The 18,794-nt window shown below is 47.3% G+C and carries 16 protein-coding genes; 6 read left to right on the forward strand and 10 right to left on the reverse strand.

Features of this window, described 5'->3' with window-relative positions:
* Positions 1-25 precede the first annotated feature (25 nt).
* The 8 genes from CLV98_RS04070 to CLV98_RS04105 form a co-directional block, all read right to left on the reverse strand.
* The gene (locus tag CLV98_RS04070; RefSeq protein WP_109672969.1) at positions 26-1,399 is read right to left on the reverse strand and encodes an alkaline phosphatase family protein; all 1,374 of its coding nucleotides are present in this window, start codon (positions 1,397-1,399) and stop codon (positions 26-28) included.
* 84 nt (positions 1,400-1,483) lie between these two features.
* Complete coding sequence (eboE, locus tag CLV98_RS04075; protein WP_109672970.1) at positions 1,484-2,698, reverse strand: metabolite traffic protein EboE; 1,215 nt, start codon at positions 2,696-2,698, stop codon at positions 1,484-1,486.
* A 47-nt stretch (positions 2,699-2,745) separates the two neighbouring features.
* Complete coding sequence (locus CLV98_RS04080) at positions 2,746-3,924, reverse strand: 3-dehydroquinate synthase (protein WP_109672971.1); 1,179 nt, start codon at positions 3,922-3,924, stop codon at positions 2,746-2,748.
* Positions 3,925-4,091: 167 nt separating this feature from the next.
* On the reverse strand, positions 4,092-4,961 hold the full coding sequence (gene eboC / locus CLV98_RS04085; RefSeq protein ID WP_109672972.1) for a UbiA-like protein EboC: 870 nt from the start codon (positions 4,959-4,961) through the stop codon (positions 4,092-4,094).
* A 1-nt stretch (position 4,962) separates the two neighbouring features.
* Positions 4,963-5,991 carry a TatD family hydrolase gene (locus CLV98_RS04090; protein ID WP_109672973.1) on the reverse strand — a complete coding sequence of 343 codons (1,029 nt, stop codon included), beginning with the start codon at positions 5,989-5,991 and terminating at the stop codon, positions 4,963-4,965.
* Entirely contained in the window at positions 5,975-6,856 is an 882-nt protein-coding gene (locus tag CLV98_RS04095) for an EboA domain-containing protein (protein WP_109672974.1), read from the reverse strand. Before CLV98_RS04095 ends, CLV98_RS04090 begins: the two co-directional genes overlap by 17 nt.
* Positions 6,857-6,982: 126 nt before the next feature.
* A complete protein-coding gene (locus CLV98_RS04100; protein ID WP_109672975.1) occupies positions 6,983-7,612 on the reverse strand; it encodes an MgtC/SapB family protein in 630 nt (209 codons plus the stop codon).
* A gap of 3 nt (positions 7,613-7,615) precedes the next feature.
* Positions 7,616-8,911 carry an aminopeptidase P family protein gene (locus CLV98_RS04105; RefSeq protein WP_109672976.1) on the reverse strand — a complete coding sequence of 432 codons (1,296 nt, stop codon included), beginning with the start codon at positions 8,909-8,911 and terminating at the stop codon, positions 7,616-7,618.
* 242 nt (positions 8,912-9,153) lie between these two features.
* Here CLV98_RS04105 and CLV98_RS04110 point away from each other — a divergent pair, with 242 nt between their 5' ends.
* The 3 genes from CLV98_RS04110 to CLV98_RS04120 all read left to right on the forward strand — a co-directional run bounded on the left by CLV98_RS04110 (position 9,154) and on the right by CLV98_RS04120 (position 13,097).
* Entirely contained in the window at positions 9,154-10,683 is a 1,530-nt protein-coding gene (locus CLV98_RS04110; RefSeq protein ID WP_109672977.1) for a S8 family serine peptidase, read from the forward strand.
* A gap of 246 nt (positions 10,684-10,929) precedes the next feature.
* Positions 10,930-12,189: a Gfo/Idh/MocA family protein gene (locus tag CLV98_RS04115; RefSeq protein WP_109673076.1), complete on the forward strand. Its 1,260-nt coding sequence runs from the start codon at positions 10,930-10,932 to the stop codon at positions 12,187-12,189.
* Positions 12,190-12,194: 5 nt separating this feature from the next.
* A complete protein-coding gene (locus CLV98_RS04120; protein ID WP_109673077.1) occupies positions 12,195-13,097 on the forward strand; it encodes a sugar phosphate isomerase/epimerase family protein in 903 nt (300 codons plus the stop codon).
* Positions 13,098-13,190: 93 nt separating this feature from the next.
* On the opposite strand, the gene CLV98_RS04125 is transcribed toward CLV98_RS04120, so the two are convergent.
* Complete coding sequence (locus CLV98_RS04125; RefSeq protein ID WP_109672978.1) at positions 13,191-13,673, reverse strand: hypothetical protein; 483 nt, start codon at positions 13,671-13,673, stop codon at positions 13,191-13,193.
* Positions 13,674-13,919: 246 nt separating this feature from the next.
* Between CLV98_RS04125 and CLV98_RS04130 the strand changes: the two genes are divergently transcribed.
* The 3 genes from CLV98_RS04130 to CLV98_RS04140 all read left to right on the forward strand — a co-directional run bounded on the left by CLV98_RS04130 (position 13,920) and on the right by CLV98_RS04140 (position 18,188).
* Positions 13,920-15,155: a spore maturation protein gene (locus CLV98_RS04130; protein ID WP_109672979.1), complete on the forward strand. Its 1,236-nt coding sequence runs from the start codon at positions 13,920-13,922 to the stop codon at positions 15,153-15,155.
* Positions 15,156-15,266: 111 nt separating this feature from the next.
* Positions 15,267-16,760 (forward strand): TolC family protein, encoded by a 1,494-nt coding sequence (locus CLV98_RS04135; RefSeq protein WP_109672980.1) that lies wholly within the window; start codon positions 15,267-15,269, stop codon positions 16,758-16,760.
* Between the two features lie 63 nt (positions 16,761-16,823).
* Positions 16,824-18,188: an efflux RND transporter periplasmic adaptor subunit gene (locus tag CLV98_RS04140; RefSeq protein WP_109672981.1), complete on the forward strand. Its 1,365-nt coding sequence runs from the start codon at positions 16,824-16,826 to the stop codon at positions 18,186-18,188.
* A gap of 135 nt (positions 18,189-18,323) precedes the next feature.
* Here CLV98_RS04140 and CLV98_RS04145 read toward each other — a convergent pair whose 3' ends face one another.
* Positions 18,324-18,662 (reverse strand): DUF2853 family protein, encoded by a 339-nt coding sequence (locus CLV98_RS04145; protein WP_109672982.1) that lies wholly within the window; start codon positions 18,660-18,662, stop codon positions 18,324-18,326.
* Positions 18,663-18,794 lie beyond the last annotated feature (132 nt).

Genomic DNA, 18,794 nt, shown 5'->3' on the forward strand with positions numbered 1-18,794 from the left:
GTGATCCCTCACAAGCTCCCAAGGTCTATTGGGTCGTCGTAAGTCTTTCCCAGATGAGGTCGTAAACTTGAGTAGCTTGAAGTTCGTTATAGGGAAGCGGCTCGCTGGTGATGCATACGGGGTAATATTCCTTAGGCGTATCTATGGCTCCATGCGATCCTTTAATGAGGCTAGCATCTAAAGGGATAAGATCCATCAAATACCTAAACCCAAGCATTTTCCTTGCCAATTTATACCCCGCCCTCAATTTTATAAATGGATTTTTGGGATCCATAAACATTTCCACTGGGTCGTACCCCGGCTTCCGATGTATGTCCACCAGCCTAGCGTAGTCGGGGGCATGGGCGTCGTCGAGCCAATAGTAGTAAGTAAACCAACTTTGTGGGGCGGCCACTAATACCAGGTCCCCGGAGCGGCTATGGTCGATATGATGGGCCTTTTGTTCTTCCTTGTCCAACACCATCGCTATCCCTTGATATTGCTTTAGCAAGGCCTTTATTCGTGCTATTTCCGATTTGTCGTTAAAATACACATGGGCTATCTGATGGTCGGACACGGCGAAGGCTTTGGAAGCGCCGGCATCTAAGAGCTCGTACCACCGCTCTTTGCGTACGCTAATGAGCCCTTCTTGGCGTAAGATTCGGTTAATATGGATGGGGTCGTCTACAGGTTGAATTCCATATTCGGAAAGTAGTATGATCTCGGCTCCTTTCGCTTCATAGTGTTCTATCAATTCCGCGATTAACTGATCTATTTCATGAAGTTCGCGGTGGATTTTTGAAAAATCGGGACCAAACTTTTGCAAACAATAGTCGAGGTGAGGGAGGTATATTAGCGTAAGGGTGGGGTCATACTTGCGATCGACCCACATAGACGCATCGGCTATCCACTTTGAGGACTTTATATTAGCGTTGGGTCCCCAGAAGCTAAATAAGGGAAACTGCCCAAATTCCTTTTGCAGTTCATCTCTTAAGCTCGCAGGATGTGCATAACAATCGGGAGCTTTTACTCCGTCGGCATGGTATTGAGGCCTTGGAGTCACCGAATAGTCGGCGGAGGCATACATATTATACCACCAAAACATTTTGGAACAGGTAAAGTTAGGGTCCAGTGCCTTGGCTTTATCCCATATTTTTTCACTTTGTACCAAATGGTTGGACTGCTTCCAGAACTTAATTTCAGCATCCTGGTGGTCGTACCAGCCATTACCGACTATGCCGTGTTCCGATGGCCATTTGCCCGTAATATAGGTGCTTTGCGCGCTGGTGGTGACCGCCGGTAATACCGGTTTTATAGGAGTTAAATGTTTATTAGTGAGGTATTTTGATAGGTAGGGCGTATGTTCACCAATCAGGTTGGCGCTTAAACCCACTATATCGATCACTACGGTCTTATTCATTTTTAAAAATTGTTTTTTTATACCAGCTCGTCACTAAATAGTAGGGTAGAGCGGGTACAATTATAAAATGGGGCTCCAGTCCTGCTATTCGCTGGTGACGGGGTTGTTAAGGGTTTTTAGGACCCACTCCAGTTCTCTTATGATGGAGTCACCTATTGGTTTTTGCATGTCGTCGGGCAATACTCCCCAGGTATAGGTTTCGACCTCCAAAAATGAAGTGCAAGAATTTTGCTTGTGCAAGGCCAGGGTCTCTTCAATCTGGCTTTGAGTAGATTCAAGAAGTCCGTACTGAGCAATGAATAGGGGTACATGAAAGTGTACCCGCCACTGTCGCTGATGGCCGTTGTAATGGGCTAATGCCTGTGGAAGGTCGGGATAGTGCTCTAGCTCTTCTTCGTCGGTTTGAGCCACTACTTGGTGCAAATAAACGGGCTCATTAAAGGCCTTTATGGCTTGTAGCTTGGCTTGAGGTTCCTCGGTAAAGTCGACCTTCAGTGCCGAGCTAATCTGAATACGCCCCACCTTTATCCCATACTTCTGAAGTTCCTTTAGAATGGTTTTTGGTTGTTCATATCCAACTGCTGCATGGCAAATATCATAGCAGAGCCTAATATGATTCAATATCACCTCTTTAGCCTCTGATTCTTCTACCTGGTATTTGGCCATCAGGTAAGAAATGCCCGTGGGCAAGAGGCTTTTGGTATACCATTCTATAAAGTCGGCAATATTGTCCAGGATGCCATCGGGCTCTGGTTCTATGTCCAAATGAAGGTTCCGACCCGTTTCTTTTTTGATGCGCATGAGTTCGTCTAGGACCTCTAGCATATGGGCGGTGGCTTTTTCGGTTGCAAATAGCCTTTGTGTGTCGCTTTCCCACCATAAGCGATAGGATAGCGGCGGGGTAGATACGCCTCCCTCCATATCATCTGGCAGCAGTTGACTCAATATCCTGAACAACCGAAAAGTATACTCCTGGCGTTGGTCGGTCGTCCAGTCGGGGGTATGTACCTGATCCTTTACGATAGTATCATGAAAGCCGCCGTAGGGAAACCCATTGATAACGAAGACATAAATATTTTCGGCCGTCAACCATTCTTTAAACTCAGCCAGTTTTTCGGGTTTCGAAAGCGCTATGGAAGCTTCGTTGGCTATCCTCAGTCCCAAGCCGAAGGGTTGGTCTGGGGCGAGTTGTGCTTTTATATAGGGCAAGTGCTCCTTTAACGAGGCAAAATGGTCTTCCCAGATTTCACCGGGGTGAATGTTACTGCAATAGGTAAGGTGTCCGTAGGGCGTTTTCATGTTTCCTGTTTTTAGAAAATGCCTTGTGCAAGGCACTCTGATTTACATTATACCAAAACCTGATTAAGGTTTGGGTCCTTTCGGTGCATTTCTTCTAGCACATCCACCGAAATGCCAATTTCTTTTTCGTTGAGCTCATGAACCTCTAGGCTATCGCCAATTTTCGTTAAGAGCATGATCGTCAGCCTACCTCCCAAATGTTCTCTAAATTCCTGAATTCCATTTTTGAGATTGATCTTGTCGTTTTCTGATAATTTTTCGTGGTAGAGCTCAAAGCCAAGCCCCAGTAAAACGTCCAATATGCGTTGTAGGTCGGCAGCGGCAAGTAATCCTATCCTGTTGGCATACACACAGTCGAGGGCTATGCCTATGGCTACTGCTTCCCCATGGCGTACCCTAAAGTCGGTAAGGTATTCCAGCTTGTGGGCTGCCCAGTGTCCAAAGTCTAAGGGGCGTGAAGAGCCAAATTCAAAGGGGTCGCCCCCGGCGATATGATCGGTATGCATTTGAGCACATCGATGTATCAAATAGGACATAACGGCCTGTTGGCGATCCACTAGAGCCGTCACATTGGCTTCTATCCACTCAAAAAAAGCAGGATCCTTAATGAGGGCTACTTTAATGGCTTCCGCTATTCCACCTCGCCAGTCCCGGTCCTCGAGGGTAGCTAGGAAGGCGGAGTCGTTGAACACCGCGATGGGAGGGGCGAATGTTCCCAAGAAATTCTTTTTTCCCTTGAAGTTTATGCTGTTTTTAACCCCCACTCCAGAGTCATTTTGAGCTAACACAGTGGTCGGTATGCGAATCAGCTTAATGCCTCTATGGGATACCGCAGCGGCATAGCCCACCATATCGAGCACTGCTCCACCGCCTATGGCTATCACGAAGGAATGCCTATCGATGCCCTCTGTATCCACCGCTTCTACGAGCCTTTCAAAATGTACAGGGTTGTTTTTGGAAGCTTCTCCTCCTGGTACCAAAAGGGGGGCAGCCAACAGGATATGAGGGATGTTTTCGTTGAAATACCGCTTTATTTTTTCCACAAGACCCTTGTGGTGGTCCGCTACGCCTTGGTCTATGACTACTAGGGCTTTTCTCTGAAAACCTTCGGAACCAGCGTCGGCCAGGTAGTTTTTTAGTTCTGGATTGGAACTACCAAACAGATCCTGAGTAAAATATACTCCGTATTGATAGGTGATCTGAAAGGATTGATGAATCGGTTGCATTATATTAGGGGCAAAAGTAGGCGATGTGTTTAGAAATTGTTACCGTTTTAAAAGAGAACATCAGACGAATTGGTTCCTTAAAAAAACCATATTTATCCTTTAGTTCTCTATACGACTATTTTTTTGCCGTCTTCCTGTACGGTCGCATGTTTTTATTTTGGACGGCATCAGGTGACGGCAAAAGCCTTGGCCAGCCCTAACGATATGGGCAGTAGGCCTAGGACGGCCAATGCCACCGGCCAAAGCCCAAATACCATACACCAGGAAGCATTCATGACAATGAGCGAGATGACCCCTGCTTTTACGGCCTTGCCAATCAGCGGGCCGATAGGGTTTTGGAGGGCGTTCCATAAGGGCCTCCCAATCAGCCAAAGGTGTAGCAGCACGAAAGGTACTGTAGCCATCAGGTTTCCTTGGCTGTAGCCAACCAGGAGCTGTGTAAGGGATACAGAAAGGTATAAGAATGCCGCCAAATATAAGGTCTTTTGTTTGCCCCCATGCACCTCGTCTTGACTGATCATGGTGATAGCACCGATGTATACGATGGGGACTATGGCCAGCCAACCCCACTGGGGAATGGCGCCCGAAAAGATGCTCATACCAAGCAGCAGATTGCCTCCTCGGCATAGGCCCATCACAAGAGGACCCATAAAGAAATGGTGCTTAGCCCAACGGTTGTATACTATAGTGCTCAGTGCAATGAGCAGGGCGACTAGGCCACTTTGGAATCCAACCCTATTGGCCAGAATTATTCCCATGGCAAGCAAGGCTAAGCCCATTATTCTCCCGGCTTGTACGCTTACTTTCCCGCTAGGGATAGGGCGTTCGGGACGTTCGATGGCATCGAGCTCCGCGTCGAACACGTCGTTCATCACTACCCCACCACCATAGAGGCCTAAAGTAGCGCCAAGGAGGGGCCACGCACTGGCATCGGCAAAGGTATATCCTGCTATGGCTAGGCCTGCCAGGATATCGGCCAACGCCGTGACCAGGTTGGCGGGGCGTGTTAGTTGTAAATAAGCTTTTAATGTTCTCACGTTACTGTATCACTAGGGAATCTTTGCTGGGGTTTAGCTGCTGGCCTCCCCGTAAAATTGAATTGCCATGGAACTTATCGGCTTCTTGCTGACTGGTGTCGTCGCCGAAATCGTTCAGGTCGATTTGTCCACTTTTTCCGAAGGCATCGATGGCGTTTTGGTAGGTAACCTTTCGAATGGTTTCTGTAGGGATGCCTCTCATCTTCATTAACGCCGCAGTTTTGGGTATGGCCAGGGGGTCCGAAATTCCCCAGTCGGCAGCGGAGTTGACCATGATGCGCTCGGGGCCATATTGCTCCACAACTTTCACCATTCGTTCGTTGCCCATTTTAGTAAAGGGGTAGATGGTAAATGCAGCCCAAAAGCCTTGGTCCAAAACACGCTTAACGGTTTCCTCATTATTATGGTCGACGATCACCCATGATGGATCCAAGCCATGTTCTAAGGCGATGGCCATACTGCGTTCGGTGCCGTTTTTTTTGTCTCGGTGTGGGGTATGGATTTGGACGGGAAGCTTGGCTTTCTTTGCCAGCTCCAGCTGTAGGCGGAAATACTTTTCCTCGGCGGGGGTCTGGTCGTCAAAGCCGATTTCTCCCACGCCTACCACCCCTTCTTTATAAATATACAGAGGGAGAATTTCCATGACCTGTTCGGCCAAAGGTTCGTTATTGGCCTCTCGCGAATTAAGGCCCATGGTGCAATAATGCTTGATGCCAAACTGAGAGGAACGAAAGCGTTCCCAGCCCACTAGGCTGCTGTAGTAGTCCTTGAAGCTCGAAAGGCCCGTCCGTGGTTGCCCCACCCAAAAGGCAGGTTCGATAAGGGCCACTATCCCCGCTTGCCGCATAGCCTGGTAGTCGTCGGTGGTGCGTGACACCATATGGATATGAGGGTCAAAAAAAGTCATCCCCTCGATAAGCTCCCGGTAGTCGGCCCAGGCCAGGTCCCTATGGGCAGGGTGAGCGATTTGCTGATCCGAGTCTTCAAAATGAGAGGGATTCTGAGAATGTTCGTTAGGGTTGAGGCACATAAGTATTTAGATCATTAAATTCGATATTGGTCCAGGATATGGCGCCACTGCGCACCTGGCGTTCTAAGTCGGGGTGCTGGGCCAGCAAGGTGTGGGCAGGTGGGTAGGAAGAGTCGGCACAGGCCAGAGCCGCCGCCCACTGGTTCTCTATAACCTTGGAGGCAAGTAGGGTAGCCATGTCGGCCAACAGTCGTTCATTCATAAAAGGGCTGGTTAGGCGCCATACCTCGGGAGCTACACTCCTTCCTGCCGCCCAGCGTTCGTGAGCGAAGTCGGACAAGGTCAGCGCCAAGGTGGCGTTTTGCCGTTTCTGGAGCCCATATAAAAGATGGATTGGCTTGTCGTTAAAAATCGTTTTTAGAACCAGCTGGTTCCAAGCCGCTTCACTGAAGTGCTGGGCCGGGTAGGGGTTCTGAATGGCTATGGCATCGAAAACGAGCCCCATATTGGATCGTACGGCTTCCGTAGCTCTGAAAAGCCATTTTTCAGGATAGGGTAACACCGGCAAGGCCGAGTATAGAGCCACCAGTTCATTGATCTCCGCTGTGTCAAAAAGGGTTTCTATATTTTTTGAAAATGACGTAGGATCCATTTGTTCGAGTTGGATCAGTAACCATACCCTGCAGAGGCGGGTTAAGGACCAGTCTTTTACGATGAGTTCCACGCCTTCAGGCCACTCTGGCAAGTCGATCTCCGTATGGTCGAGTAGTACGATGGTCTTACGGAGGTGCCGGGGAGCTGCGACAAAGGCTGTCATCAGTTCCAAGGGCGTAGATTCGCATTGGCTCTCAAGCCATTCCGATTCCGAAGCAAGGGTATTGGCAATGATTACCGTCCACAATCTCTGCTGCACATTTGTTGACATACTGATTACTTAATAGAAGAAGTTGATGGTATGAATTAAGGATTTAAAGAATAATAACTGAATTCTATAACGTCGAGAAAGCATGCTAAGTTTGTTTGCCATGCCGATATTTAGGGTCTGAGGGGATTAAAATTCCATTTCCAGTATTTCTGGATCCATTAAGAGCTTAGAGGTAAGTCGCTCATGATTCTGTTGGGTACCTTGCAAAATCCAATGACCCGATATGTTTTTTTCCTCCTTTCGTTGCTTCGATTCTAATATTTTCAGTCCATTTTTTTTAAATAGGACCTCATAATTGTTGAGGGTTTTGCGCTTATAGATACAATTTAGCCGGTAGTGTCGGATCTGGGAGCGGGAGTTGATCCAGTGCTGTAAGGGATATAAGAGGATCAGAGCGGCACTGGCTATCAAAAAGCATAAGAAGGTTAGTACGTAATAGCCCGAGCCTATCCCCATGCCGATGGCGGCGGTAAGCCACACGATAGCCGCGGTGGTAATTCCCACTACGCGATCATTTTCCCTGAAAATAATACCAGCGCCAATAAACCCAATCCCTGTAATGATATTGGCGGCGATGCGCCCGGTATCGCTGTCTATTTTGAACGAAAAAATGGTAAACATCGTCGAGCCCATACAGATCATGATCATCGTACGAAGTCCTGCTGACTTGCTCCGATACTCTCGCTCAAAACCGATGAGCAAACCGACCAGGAAGGATATTCCTACTTTAAGGATGTCTTCAGGCAACAATTCCATGGCTTAAGCGCGTTGATTCATCAAATCTTCAATCTCCTCGGCTTCAATGGGGATGTCGGCCATGAGGTCTATAGCTCCTTGCTCGGTGATGAGCAGGTTATTTTCGAGCCTAATGCCCAGTCCTTCCTCCCTGATGTATATTCCTGGCTCACAGGTAAATACCATGCCGGGGGTAAAAGGCTGGTATTTGTTGCCCACGTCGTGGACGTCGAGGCCCAGGAAATGAGAGGTGCCATGAGGAAAGTACTTCTTATAGGCGGGCCAGTCCGGATCCTGACGGGCTATGTCCTGGTCGTTGAGTAAGCCCAGTCCTTTGAGTTCCGATTGCATGAGTTGTCCTACTTCCTGGTGGTAGGCGTCCAAAGTGTTGCCCACCACCAGCATACCTTTTGCCGCTTTAAAAACCCTGAGAACGGCATCGTAAACGGCTCTTTGACGGGGAGTGAATCGACCATTTGCCGGGATGCTTCGGGACAGATCACTATTATAATTGGCATATTCGGCGGCTACGTCTAGGAGTATAACATCGCCATCCTTACAGGGCTGGTCGTTTTGGATATAATGCAATACGCAGGCGTTGGCTCCAGAGGCTATAATGGGCTGGTAGGCGAAGCCCTTGGATCGGTTACGGACAAACTCATGCAGTAGCTCCGCTTCTATTTCAAATTCTTGTACGCCGGGCTTTACAAAGGAAAGAACCCTTTCGAAGCCTTGGCGGGTAATATTACAGGCCTTTTGGAGCAAATTCACTTCTATAGGGTGCTTCACCGACCTTATCATGTGCATGAGTGGTGCTATTCTTTCTAGGTGATGCAAGGGGAATTGACGCTTAAAAGAGTCGATAAACCGGGCATCACGTGTCTGTGTCGCTGAGTCGTTGCGGGTATGCTCGTTGGTGTTGAGGTATACATACTGTGCCTCGAAAACCAGGTCGCTTAATATGCGGTCGAATTGATGGGTCCAGAATATGGTATGAATGCCGCTGACGGCTGTCCCCTGCGCTTTAGAGAGTTTTTCCCCTTCCCATACGGCAATGGTCTCATTGGTTTCTCGCAAAAAGAGCACTTCCCTATATTTGGGGTTGGGATGATCTGGAAAAAGCAATACGATCGACTCTTCCTGGTCGACCCCGGTTAAATGGAAAAAGTCGGCATTTTGCTTGAAGGGCATCGAACCGTCGGCATTGGTGGGCAGTACGTCGTTGGCCTGTAAGATAGCCAGTGCTTTGGGTTTTAAAAGCGTATATAATCTCTGACGATTATTTTTGAAAAGCTGAGGGTCGATGGGTGAATATCGCATAATCCATTAGATTCTAACTGTAATTAATGATACAAATTTACGTTTATCGAGTAAAAGTTTGGATTTTTGTACTTGAAAACGCGAGGGCTGATGGGAAATGGCTTAATAATGAAGAACCTACCCGCTCAGCAACGGATCCTAGAGATCGAAATTACAAAATTACCTGGCATTCTATTCTTTTTATAGCGTGGTCGATAACATATTTAATACCTTTATTTAAGCCTAACAATTCGATATTATCCATGAAGCGGAATTTTTTTATTATCCTATTTTTCTTTTTTCCTGGTTTACTTTTTGCTAATTCCAAGTACTGGATCTATCTCAAAGATAAGGACGCCGCATTATCTCCAGCCATCTCGGCTCTGACCATGCAGAATCGACAGGGGCTAGGGATGGCCTCTTTCGATACCTACGACTTGCCCATAATGCCCGCATACGAGGAGGCCATCCGGGGGCAGCAGGTGCAGATCCTACACCGTTCAAAATGGCTCAATGCCGTATCAGCCCATATGAGTATGGAGCAAGTAGCCCGTATAAAAGCCCTGGACTTTGTGGAGGCAGTAGAACCGATTGATCCTGGTTTTTTTATTGCTAGCAACCGGCCGGTAGAGCGTGCTCAAATGGCCCCGGTGATGTCGCAGGTGCAGGCTGAAGCTTTTTTGAAACAGAAAATTACGGCCCAAAATATTACCATTGGGGTCATAGATGCCGGATTTTATGGAGCCGACTCTTCTTTATCGCTTCAACAGGTTTTTGGTAACAACCGGATATTGGGTATCCGCGATTATGTTAAGCCAGGTAGGGCAGGGGAACTGCTCTTTAGTACTGCAGAGTCCTTTTCCGATATGCATGGTACCGAAGTGATGGCCGCCATTTCGGGTATTAATCCCAAAGAGCAGATGCAATATGGGATGGCCACTAATGCCAGTTTTTACTTAGCCCGTAGTGATTATTCTATGCGGGAATATAGGGGGGAAGAGGATAATTGGATAGCCGCTATGGAGTGGATGGACAGCCTTGGAGTGCGGCTTATCAATACTTCCCTAGGCTATGCCAAAGGTTTTTCCGATCCAAAAGAGAACTATAAGCCTGCTGAGATGGATGGCAAGACTAGCGCCATCACCAAAGCGGCGCAGATCGCCTCCGACAAGAAGGGATTGTTGCTAATCGTGTCGGCAGGTAATGAAGGCGACGACAAAAGTTGGGAGGTGGTGTCGGCACCGGCCGATGCCAAAGGCGTGCTATCCATAGGGGCTACCAACAGTACCCTGTGGAATAAGATAGGATACAGCAGTATGGGGCCCGAATCGTTGCCCTATATTAAGCCAAACGTTTCCTGCTTCTCCCTTTATGGCACCTCGCTTTCGGCACCTGTAATCACCGGATTCGCAGCCTGCTTGCTTCAGGCCAATCCTAAGCTTAGCAACAAGGAGTTGATAGAGATTATAGAGAAGTCGGCCCATCTCTACCCTTACGGCAATAATTATGTAGGGTATGGAGTACCTCAGGCCTCTAGGGCTTTGGCCCTGGCTAAGGCGCCCTATTTGCCTTCTCATGCCCAACTGCTCGTCGCTAAAGGGCGTAATATGACCGTTGAGGTGAAGAGTCAGGATAAATTGGTAGCCTTGTACCGTAAGAAAAACAAGAAAGATGTGATCAGCCAACAAATAGGCAAGGTGCAAGATGGCAAGATTAATCTCAAGCGTATTGGACGCGAAAAATATACGACCATCGATCTAAAAGACCGTGTAATTGAGGTTCAATGGGACTAATTTAGGGACTTAAAGCGTCATGGAATAAGCGAGTGCTTGATCTATAAAGAGGGGTTTGTGTGGGTGCGGTTTCGAGCACGCAAGCATTTTTTTTGTGTGTTTACTTCCAAAGTTTAATCAACTTTCTTTATCTTTAAAGCTTTAATTCGTGGTGGTTCTATAAAATCAGCACGGATCAAATACTGACTATCTTAAATCCTTAATCCTATATTACAAATGAATGCATCTCGAAGAGACGTACTGAAAATGGCGGGAATGGCTATCGCTGGAAGCGCATTGCCTACCGTAACCATCCTCAATCCAAATAAGGTATACGCCGGCGTGAATAGCGAAACGCTTAAGGTGGGATTGATAGGCTGTGGTGGACGTGGTTCCGGCGCTGCCAACCAGGCTTTGAAAGCCGATCCTAACGTAGTGTTGCACGCTATGGGCGATATCTTTAAGGATAAAATGGATGCATCCCATACCAACCTTACCAAAGTTCACGGTGCAAAAGTGAAGGTGGATGAAGAAAGAAAGTTCCTAGGCTTCGATGCCTTTCAGAAGGTATTGGACTCAGGCGTGGATGTCGTTATATTGGCTACTCCTCCTCATTTCCGTCCGGAACACCTAACAGCCGCTGTAAAGGCTGGCAAGCATGTGTTCTGTGAAAAACCCGTGGCGGTAGATGCCGCCGGGGTGCGCAAGGTATTGGAGGCTGCCAAGTTGGCTAAGCAAAAAAATGTCTCTTTGATGTCGGGCTTCTGCTGGAGATACCATGAGCCTAAGCGGGCAAGTTTTAACCGGATATTGGACGGTGCAGTCGGTGATATTTCGGCTATCTATAATACTTACGATACCGGTACTTTATGGTCGTTCCCTCGCCAACCAGGCTGGACCGACGCCGAATATGTATTGCGTAACTGGACCTATTATACCTGGCTTGCTGGAGACCATATCGTAGAACAGGCTGTTCATAGCCTCGATATGATGGCCTGGGCCATGGGTGGAAAACTACCCGTTTCGGCAGTAGGAACTGGTGGGCGTCAAGTGCGTACCGATTCTCTATTTGGCAATGTATTCGACCATTTTTCTATTGTTTACGATTATGATAATGGAGTAAAGGGCTTCCACCATTCGCGCCAACAGGCCAATTGCGAAAATAGCTATTTGGTAGAAACGATAGGAAACAAGGGACGGGCGATGGTCAATTGTGCCAGAAATCACCATGAAATTTATGGCCAGAACCCCTGGAAGTACGACGGCCCAAGCAACGATATGTACCAGACGGAGCATAACGAGCTCTTCGCATCTATCCGTAGTGGAAACCATGTAAATGACGGTGAGTTTATGGCACATAGCACCTTGACGGCCATTATGGGACGTATGGCTGCCTATACCGGTAAGCGTATTACCTGGGACCAAGCCCTTAACTCCACCGAAGTACTCGGCCCAGATACTTACAGTTTTAGCATGACCCCTCCAGCCATTGAGGTGGCCAAGCCGGGAATTACTGCTTTTTCTTAATGGATATGGATAGAAGAGATTTTCTGATAAAAAGCGCCCTAGCCGCTACGGCGGTGTCGGCGGTGGGACACCACGCCATGGCTGCCGATGCAAAAGTCGCTGCACAGCCTATGGTCAAGAAAAGCCTGAAATGGGGGATGGTGAAGGAGGATTTGTCGGTGATGGACAAGTTTAAGCTCCTCAAGGACTTGGGTTATGATGGGGTGGAGCTCGACTCCCCCAACGAGTTGGACATGAAAGAGGTGCTAGCCGCTCGGGATAAGACCGGCCTGCTAATACCCGGGACGGTCAACTCGCTGCATTGGAAATACCCTTTGTCGCACCCTGATCCCGCCACGCGTAGCCTTTGCACCAAATCCATCGAAAAAGCGCTTTGGGATACCAAAGCCTATGGAGGTACTACGGTCTTGGTGGTTCCGGGCGTGGTGAATGCGGACGTCTCCTATGCTGAGGCCTATGAGCGGTCGCAGGCAGAGATTCGTAAGTTGCTGCCCATAGCAGAGAAAACCGGTGTTAAAATAGCATTCGAAAACGTATGGAACCAGTTTCTGCTGAGTCCTTTGGAAGCAGCCCGCTATGTCGACGAATTCGACAGTGAAATGGTAGGCTGGTATTTCGATATCGGGAATGTGTTGCGTTATAGCTGGCCCGCTTCGTGGATTGAGGCGTTGGATCACCGTATTTTGAAGCTTGACTTAAAAGAGTTTAGCTTTAAAAAGCAGAACGACGAGGGGTTGTGGAAAGGTTTTCAGGTCGAATTTTTCGACGGTGACGTCAACTGGCCCGTGGTGAATCAGGCCCTCAAGAAAATAGGCTATTCCGGATGGGCCTCTGCAGAGGTGTCGGGAGGCGATCGAAAACGCCTGCTCACCATTCGAGAGAAAATGGATGATATTTTTAAGGCCTAAATGGTTAAATATTAAATAAAAGAGCGTCTCCTATCTGGGGGCGCTCTTTTTAGCTTGTGTATGCTCTTTTACTGAGAGAGAGCTAGGTGTGACTTATGACTTCTTAAATATAGCTCTGCGGTAGCTTTTTATCTGGCGGATTTTAAGTTGTCCTTTTGCGACTTCTACGAGCTTATATTCCTTGAAAACGCCTTCTTTATCCAGAAACCCGATCACACAGGATAGTGGATATGGGCCTTTTATCATTTTTACTTGAGGGCGAATTCCGAAGTTCGGGATGAAAAGGCTGTCGGTAACAGCCAGTTCCATATATTGGATTTTAAGTAAAAACTCGAAAGTAGCCTGGGTTTCATAGGCTTTTATTTCAAACTTCCAGTCGTTAAGGCCATCGGGATCCTTAACTGGTTCCGAATAGGACGCGACGGCCTGTTGGCTCACCCGCTCCCTCGTCTCAGGAATCGTATCATTGATGGCCTTGGTGACCGTCAACTCTTTTTTTTCAGAATTATTAGAGGTACATCCAGCCCAAACCAGAACCGAAATCAAAGCCAGGTTTTTATTTATAGTAAAGCTCATAGTGGTAAAAAATTAAAGATGTTCCCAAAATAGTGAAAACTCAGAGAAATACTGTGCCAGCCGTGTTTGGATTTCTAAACTTAACATTACTTTAAACTCATCATTTTATTCTATTTTTAGGCTCAATTGGTCCTGCCCCTTTTTATATAGGGTAGGAATTATAAGTATTTGCCGTTTTATATCCGTTTTGACACGACCTCTTGGCCTATTTAGGGTCTTATAGCGTGCCAGCCTGACTTTTCCTCTATGGCCCTGAATTATATTTTTGTAGGTTTTTTCGTGATTGCCTTTGCTATTGCGGCACTCAAGTTTTTGTTGACGGGCGACGTGCTCACCTTTAAAGCCATTGTAGAAGGGATGCTGGAGATGGCCAAGGTGGCCGTGATGGACATTGCACTGCCGCTCACTGGGGTCATGACCTTCTTTTTAGGAATACTCAACGTAGGGGAGAAAGCCGGGTTTATCAACGCTTTGGCACGCTTTATTGGTCCATTTTTCAATAAACTGTTTCCGGAAGTTCCCGCCGACCACCCAGCAAATGGGCAGATGATCATGAATTTTTCGGCCAATATGTTGGGGTTAGACAACGCCGCCACCCCCTTCGGGTTGAAGGCCATGCAAAGTCTTCAGGAACTTAATCCGCAAAAAGATACGGCCTCCAACGCCCAAATAATGTTTCTAGTACTGCATACCTCTGGTTTGCAGATCATCCCCCTCACCATTATCGCCCAGCGGGCCATATTAGGTGCTTCTAGCCCCTCCGATGTGTTTATCCCTTGTGTGGTGGGTACCTATGTTACCACGGTCGTCAGCCTAATTATTACCGCTATTTGGCAGAAAATTAACCTTTGGAACCGGACGGTGGTGTTGGGATTAGGTACGGTGACCGGCCTCATGGGACTGGCCTTATGGTACCTGGCGGGCTTGCCTAAGGAGCAAATTGAAACGATTTCGATCGTTACGGGTAACTCCATTTTATTGTCGGTCGTGGCGGGGTTCCTTTTAGGAGGGATGTACAAAAAAGTAAACGTCTTCGATTCCTTTATAGAAGGAGCTAAGGGTGGGTTTACTACTTCAGTGACCATCATACCCTATCTGGTAGGGTTGTTGGTCGCTATTAGCGCTTTTCGTAACTGTGGGGCTATGGATTATATGATCGATGGCATGAAGTGGATGTTCTCGCATACCGGGTGGAATACCGACTTTACCGACGCCTTGCCTGTGGCACTAATGAAGCCTTTGAGTGGGAGTGGTGCGCGGGCACTGATGATCGATGCCATGAAAGAGTTTGGTCCCGACTCATTTGTAGGTCGATTGGTGTGTATCTTTCAAGGGTCAGCCGATACGACCTTGTATATCGTCGCCTTATATTTTGGGTCGGTGGGAATCAAAAATACACGCTATGCCGTCATAGCGGGGCTCATCGCCGATATGGTGGGGGTGTTGGCCGGTATATGGCTGGGTTACTTGTTTTTCCATTAAAAGGTGCATCTGGCTATGAGCCCATTTACCTACTCCTGCAACCGTCCGTAAAAAAGGAATAGCCGTTTGCATACACATCCTGTAATATTGGCCTATAACAAATCCGTCACTATGTTTCATTCGTTACTGAAAACCATACGTAATGTAGCGCTGGTCGCCACTACTCTGGGCGCTGGCATGGCACAAGCACAGACCAATGTGGACCAGCCGGCAAATACTTATTCATTAGAAGATTGCATCCGTATCGCCTTGGAAACGAACCCTCAGGTGAAGATCTCAGAGTTGCAGGTGCGTACCAACGACAATACCCTGCAACAATCCAAATGGCAACGGTGGCCAAGCTTAAGCTTTAGTGCTGGGCAGGGATTTAGCTCGGGTCGGAATATCGACCCCTATACCAACGTGTATGTTCAGCGGAATGTCAATTCCAATAATTTTCAAGTAGGTTCGTCGGTAACCTTATTCAATGGATTTCAAATTCAAAACGCTATCCGACGGAATGAGAGTAACTTGAAAGCCAGTCAGGAGGACTTATTGGTTGCCCGCAACGATATTATGTTGAACGTTGCCTTGTTTTATCTGCAGGTCATTACCAACGAGGAGTTGATCGTGGTGGCACAAAGCCAGCTGGATGCTTCGAAGCTGCAAAGAGACCGTACCGCCCGATTGGTAGAGGCGGGTACCTTGGCAGAGAGTAACCTGCTCGACCTGAAAGCGCAGGTTGCCAACGATGAGTTAAGCCTTGTGAATGCACAAAATAACCTTGAAACTGCCAAGCTAAACCTTAAACAGTTGATGAATATGCCTGGTAGTGAGCAGATAGAGGTGGTGAAGGTGTCGGTGGCCGACCCTACTTTGGCGGCCTACGATGCCAGCATTCAGGAGATTTACGATGTGGCCCTCAATAGCCTGCCACAAATGAAGGCCGCTCAGCTTCGTATTGATGCCGCTGATACCAATATTGAAATCGCCAAAGCGGCAGGAAGGCCTAGTTTGACTTTAAGTGGTGGCATCGGGACGGCCTATTCTAGTGCAGCTCCTAAGGAACGATTTATCGCCGATGGTACGGGTAGTACCGTTCAGGACATCCCTTCCACTACTAGCTATGTGTCCTATGCGGGAGTAAGTGTACCGGTCATCAACAAGGTTACGATTCCGAATGGGACCTATCAGGATTTTGGCTATTTTAACCAACTAGATGGCAATAGAAGTTCCTCAATCAATCTGAGTCTTAGGATCCCGATTTTCTCTAATTTTCAGGTCAAATATAATGTGGCCAATGCCAAGTTACAGAAACAAAACATAGAATATCAGAGTCAGCAGGCGCAGCTTACGATCCGTAAGAATGTGGAGCAGGCCTATATCGACATGGTGAATGCGGCCAAAAGGTATTCGGCAACGGCCAATCAGGTGCATGCCCTCGAAGAGGCCTTTAGGATATCTCAGGTACGTTTCGACGTGGGAGCTATAAACTCTTTAGATTATAATATTGCAAAAGCCAATCTGGACCGGGCCAATTCGAATCTGATACAAACGAAATACGATTATGTATTCCGGACTAAGATCCTTGATTTTTATATGAACCGTCCCTTATCCGATTTCTAACAAAGGGGTGCTTCTGATAGCATACCTCATTTTTCTCCTTATTTTAAGTAACAAAAAAAACATATGGCCCGGAAATCTTCAAATCAAACATGGTGGATAGCAGCAGGGGTGGTTGTCGTACTTATCGCTGGGTTGTTTGGCGCCAAACAAGCCGGACTGATTGGCAAACCCGCCAGCAGTGAAGTAGAATTTGCTACCGTGAGTAGCGTAGATATTATAGAACGGGTGAGTGCCTCTGGCCGGGTGCAGCCCGAAGTAGAGGTAAAGCTCAGTCCCGACGTTTCCGGTGAGATCATTAGCCTCAATGTTGCCGAGGGTGATTCCGTTCAAAAAGGCCAATTATTGCTCAAAATTCGCCCTGATAATTATGAATCTCTGATGGCTAGGGCCCAAGCGGCGGTTAATTCCAGTAAGGCAAGCTACGAACAGTCCAAGTCGATGGTGGCCCAGTCGGAAGCGAGGCTGATTCAGGCCAAGGCGAGCTATGAAAGGAATAAGAAGCTGTATGCCGATAAGGTTATTTCTCCCTCTGATTTCGAGCAGGCGGAGTCCACCTACCGGGTGGCCAAGCAAGAGCTAGAGTCATCAAAAGCCAATGTGTCGGCAGCTAGCTTTAACATCAAAAGTGCCGAGGCAAGCTTAAGGGATGCCGTTGAGAACCTGAGAAAAACCAGCATATTTGCTCCAGTAAGCGGTATTATTTCATTATTGAATGTAGAAGCAGGAGAACGTGTGGTAGGTACCTCTCAGATGGCCGGTACCGAAATGATGCGTATTGCCAACCTTGCGAATATGGAAGTGCGCGTCAACGTCAACGAAAACGATATCGTAAGGGTAAGCCTAGGCGACACGGCCGAAATCGATGTGGACGCCTATAGCTCCACAGGGCGGAAGTTTAAAGGCGTGGTTAAAGAGATCGCCAATACGGCAGCTGGCTTGGCTTCCTCGACTAGTGCGAGTGCCTCAGTCGATGCGGTTACCGAATTTGAGGTAAAAGTGAAAATATTGAATGAATCTTTCGCCGACTTGATGGAGCATCGCTCCAAAAAATCGTATCCTTTCAAACCCGGAATGACGGCCTCTGTCGATATTATTACGGATCGGAAAAATAAGGTGCTCGCCGTGCCAATAGCCGCTGTTACGACCCGTGGCGAAAAACCAAAGGCCGAGGAAGAAACTGACAATAAAGCCAAGGCAAAACAGAAGGAAGAGGCTATCAAAGAAGTAGTCTTTATCGACTCCGTAGGCGTAGCGAAGATGGTAGAAGTAAAAACTGGTATTAGTGACTTCGAAAATATCGAGATCCTTTCTGGATTAAAGAAAGGAGATCAAATTATCTCTGGCCCTTATATTACGGTGTCTAAAAACCTTAAAGCTGGTGACTTAGTAGAGAAGAAAAATGAAGCCGATAAAAAAGAGAAAAAATAATCAAATTAATATCGAGGTAACTGCGTTGTTACTACGTAATAAGTTCGATTTAGTTTAGGTTAAAAAAAATCCTTGCTGTTTTACGGCAAGGATTTTTTATTGTAGCATCAAGAGGTCCTGAGAAAAGGATGCTTTTTAATTGTAAATGCTTTCTTTGCCAAATTTTTTGGCCAGCATATAATAAAATAGGGCACGGTGTTTGTTGCGGTTACTGCTTCCGAATTTCTCGCAAACCTCTTTAATGGCCGCGTCTAGTTCCGGTCCATCGGCCAGGCCGAGTTTCCCTATTAAATAACTCGTTTTTACCCTGTCCAGCTCCGACTGGTCGCTGCAGGATACTTTAGATGCATCGGCATTATAAATGGAGGGACCTAGGCCTTTGGTTACCTTGGCTAACAAGTCGTTGTCTAGCTTCAAGTCGATTTTGGAGGCTTCTTCTTGATACACGGACAGAAGATCATCTAGCTTGCTCATTCTTTAGTCTGTTATAGTGATAGGTACGAATATTTGCTGGTACAATTAATGGTAAGTTTTGTATATATCAAAACATTTGAGGGATTTTTATAGGTTAAAAGCCTTATTTTATGTTTTTCTTTCAGAAGCACT

The sequence above is a fragment of the Dyadobacter jejuensis genome, from assembly GCF_003149085.1.
Lineage (GTDB): Bacteria > Bacteroidota > Bacteroidia > Cytophagales > Spirosomataceae > Dyadobacter > Dyadobacter jejuensis.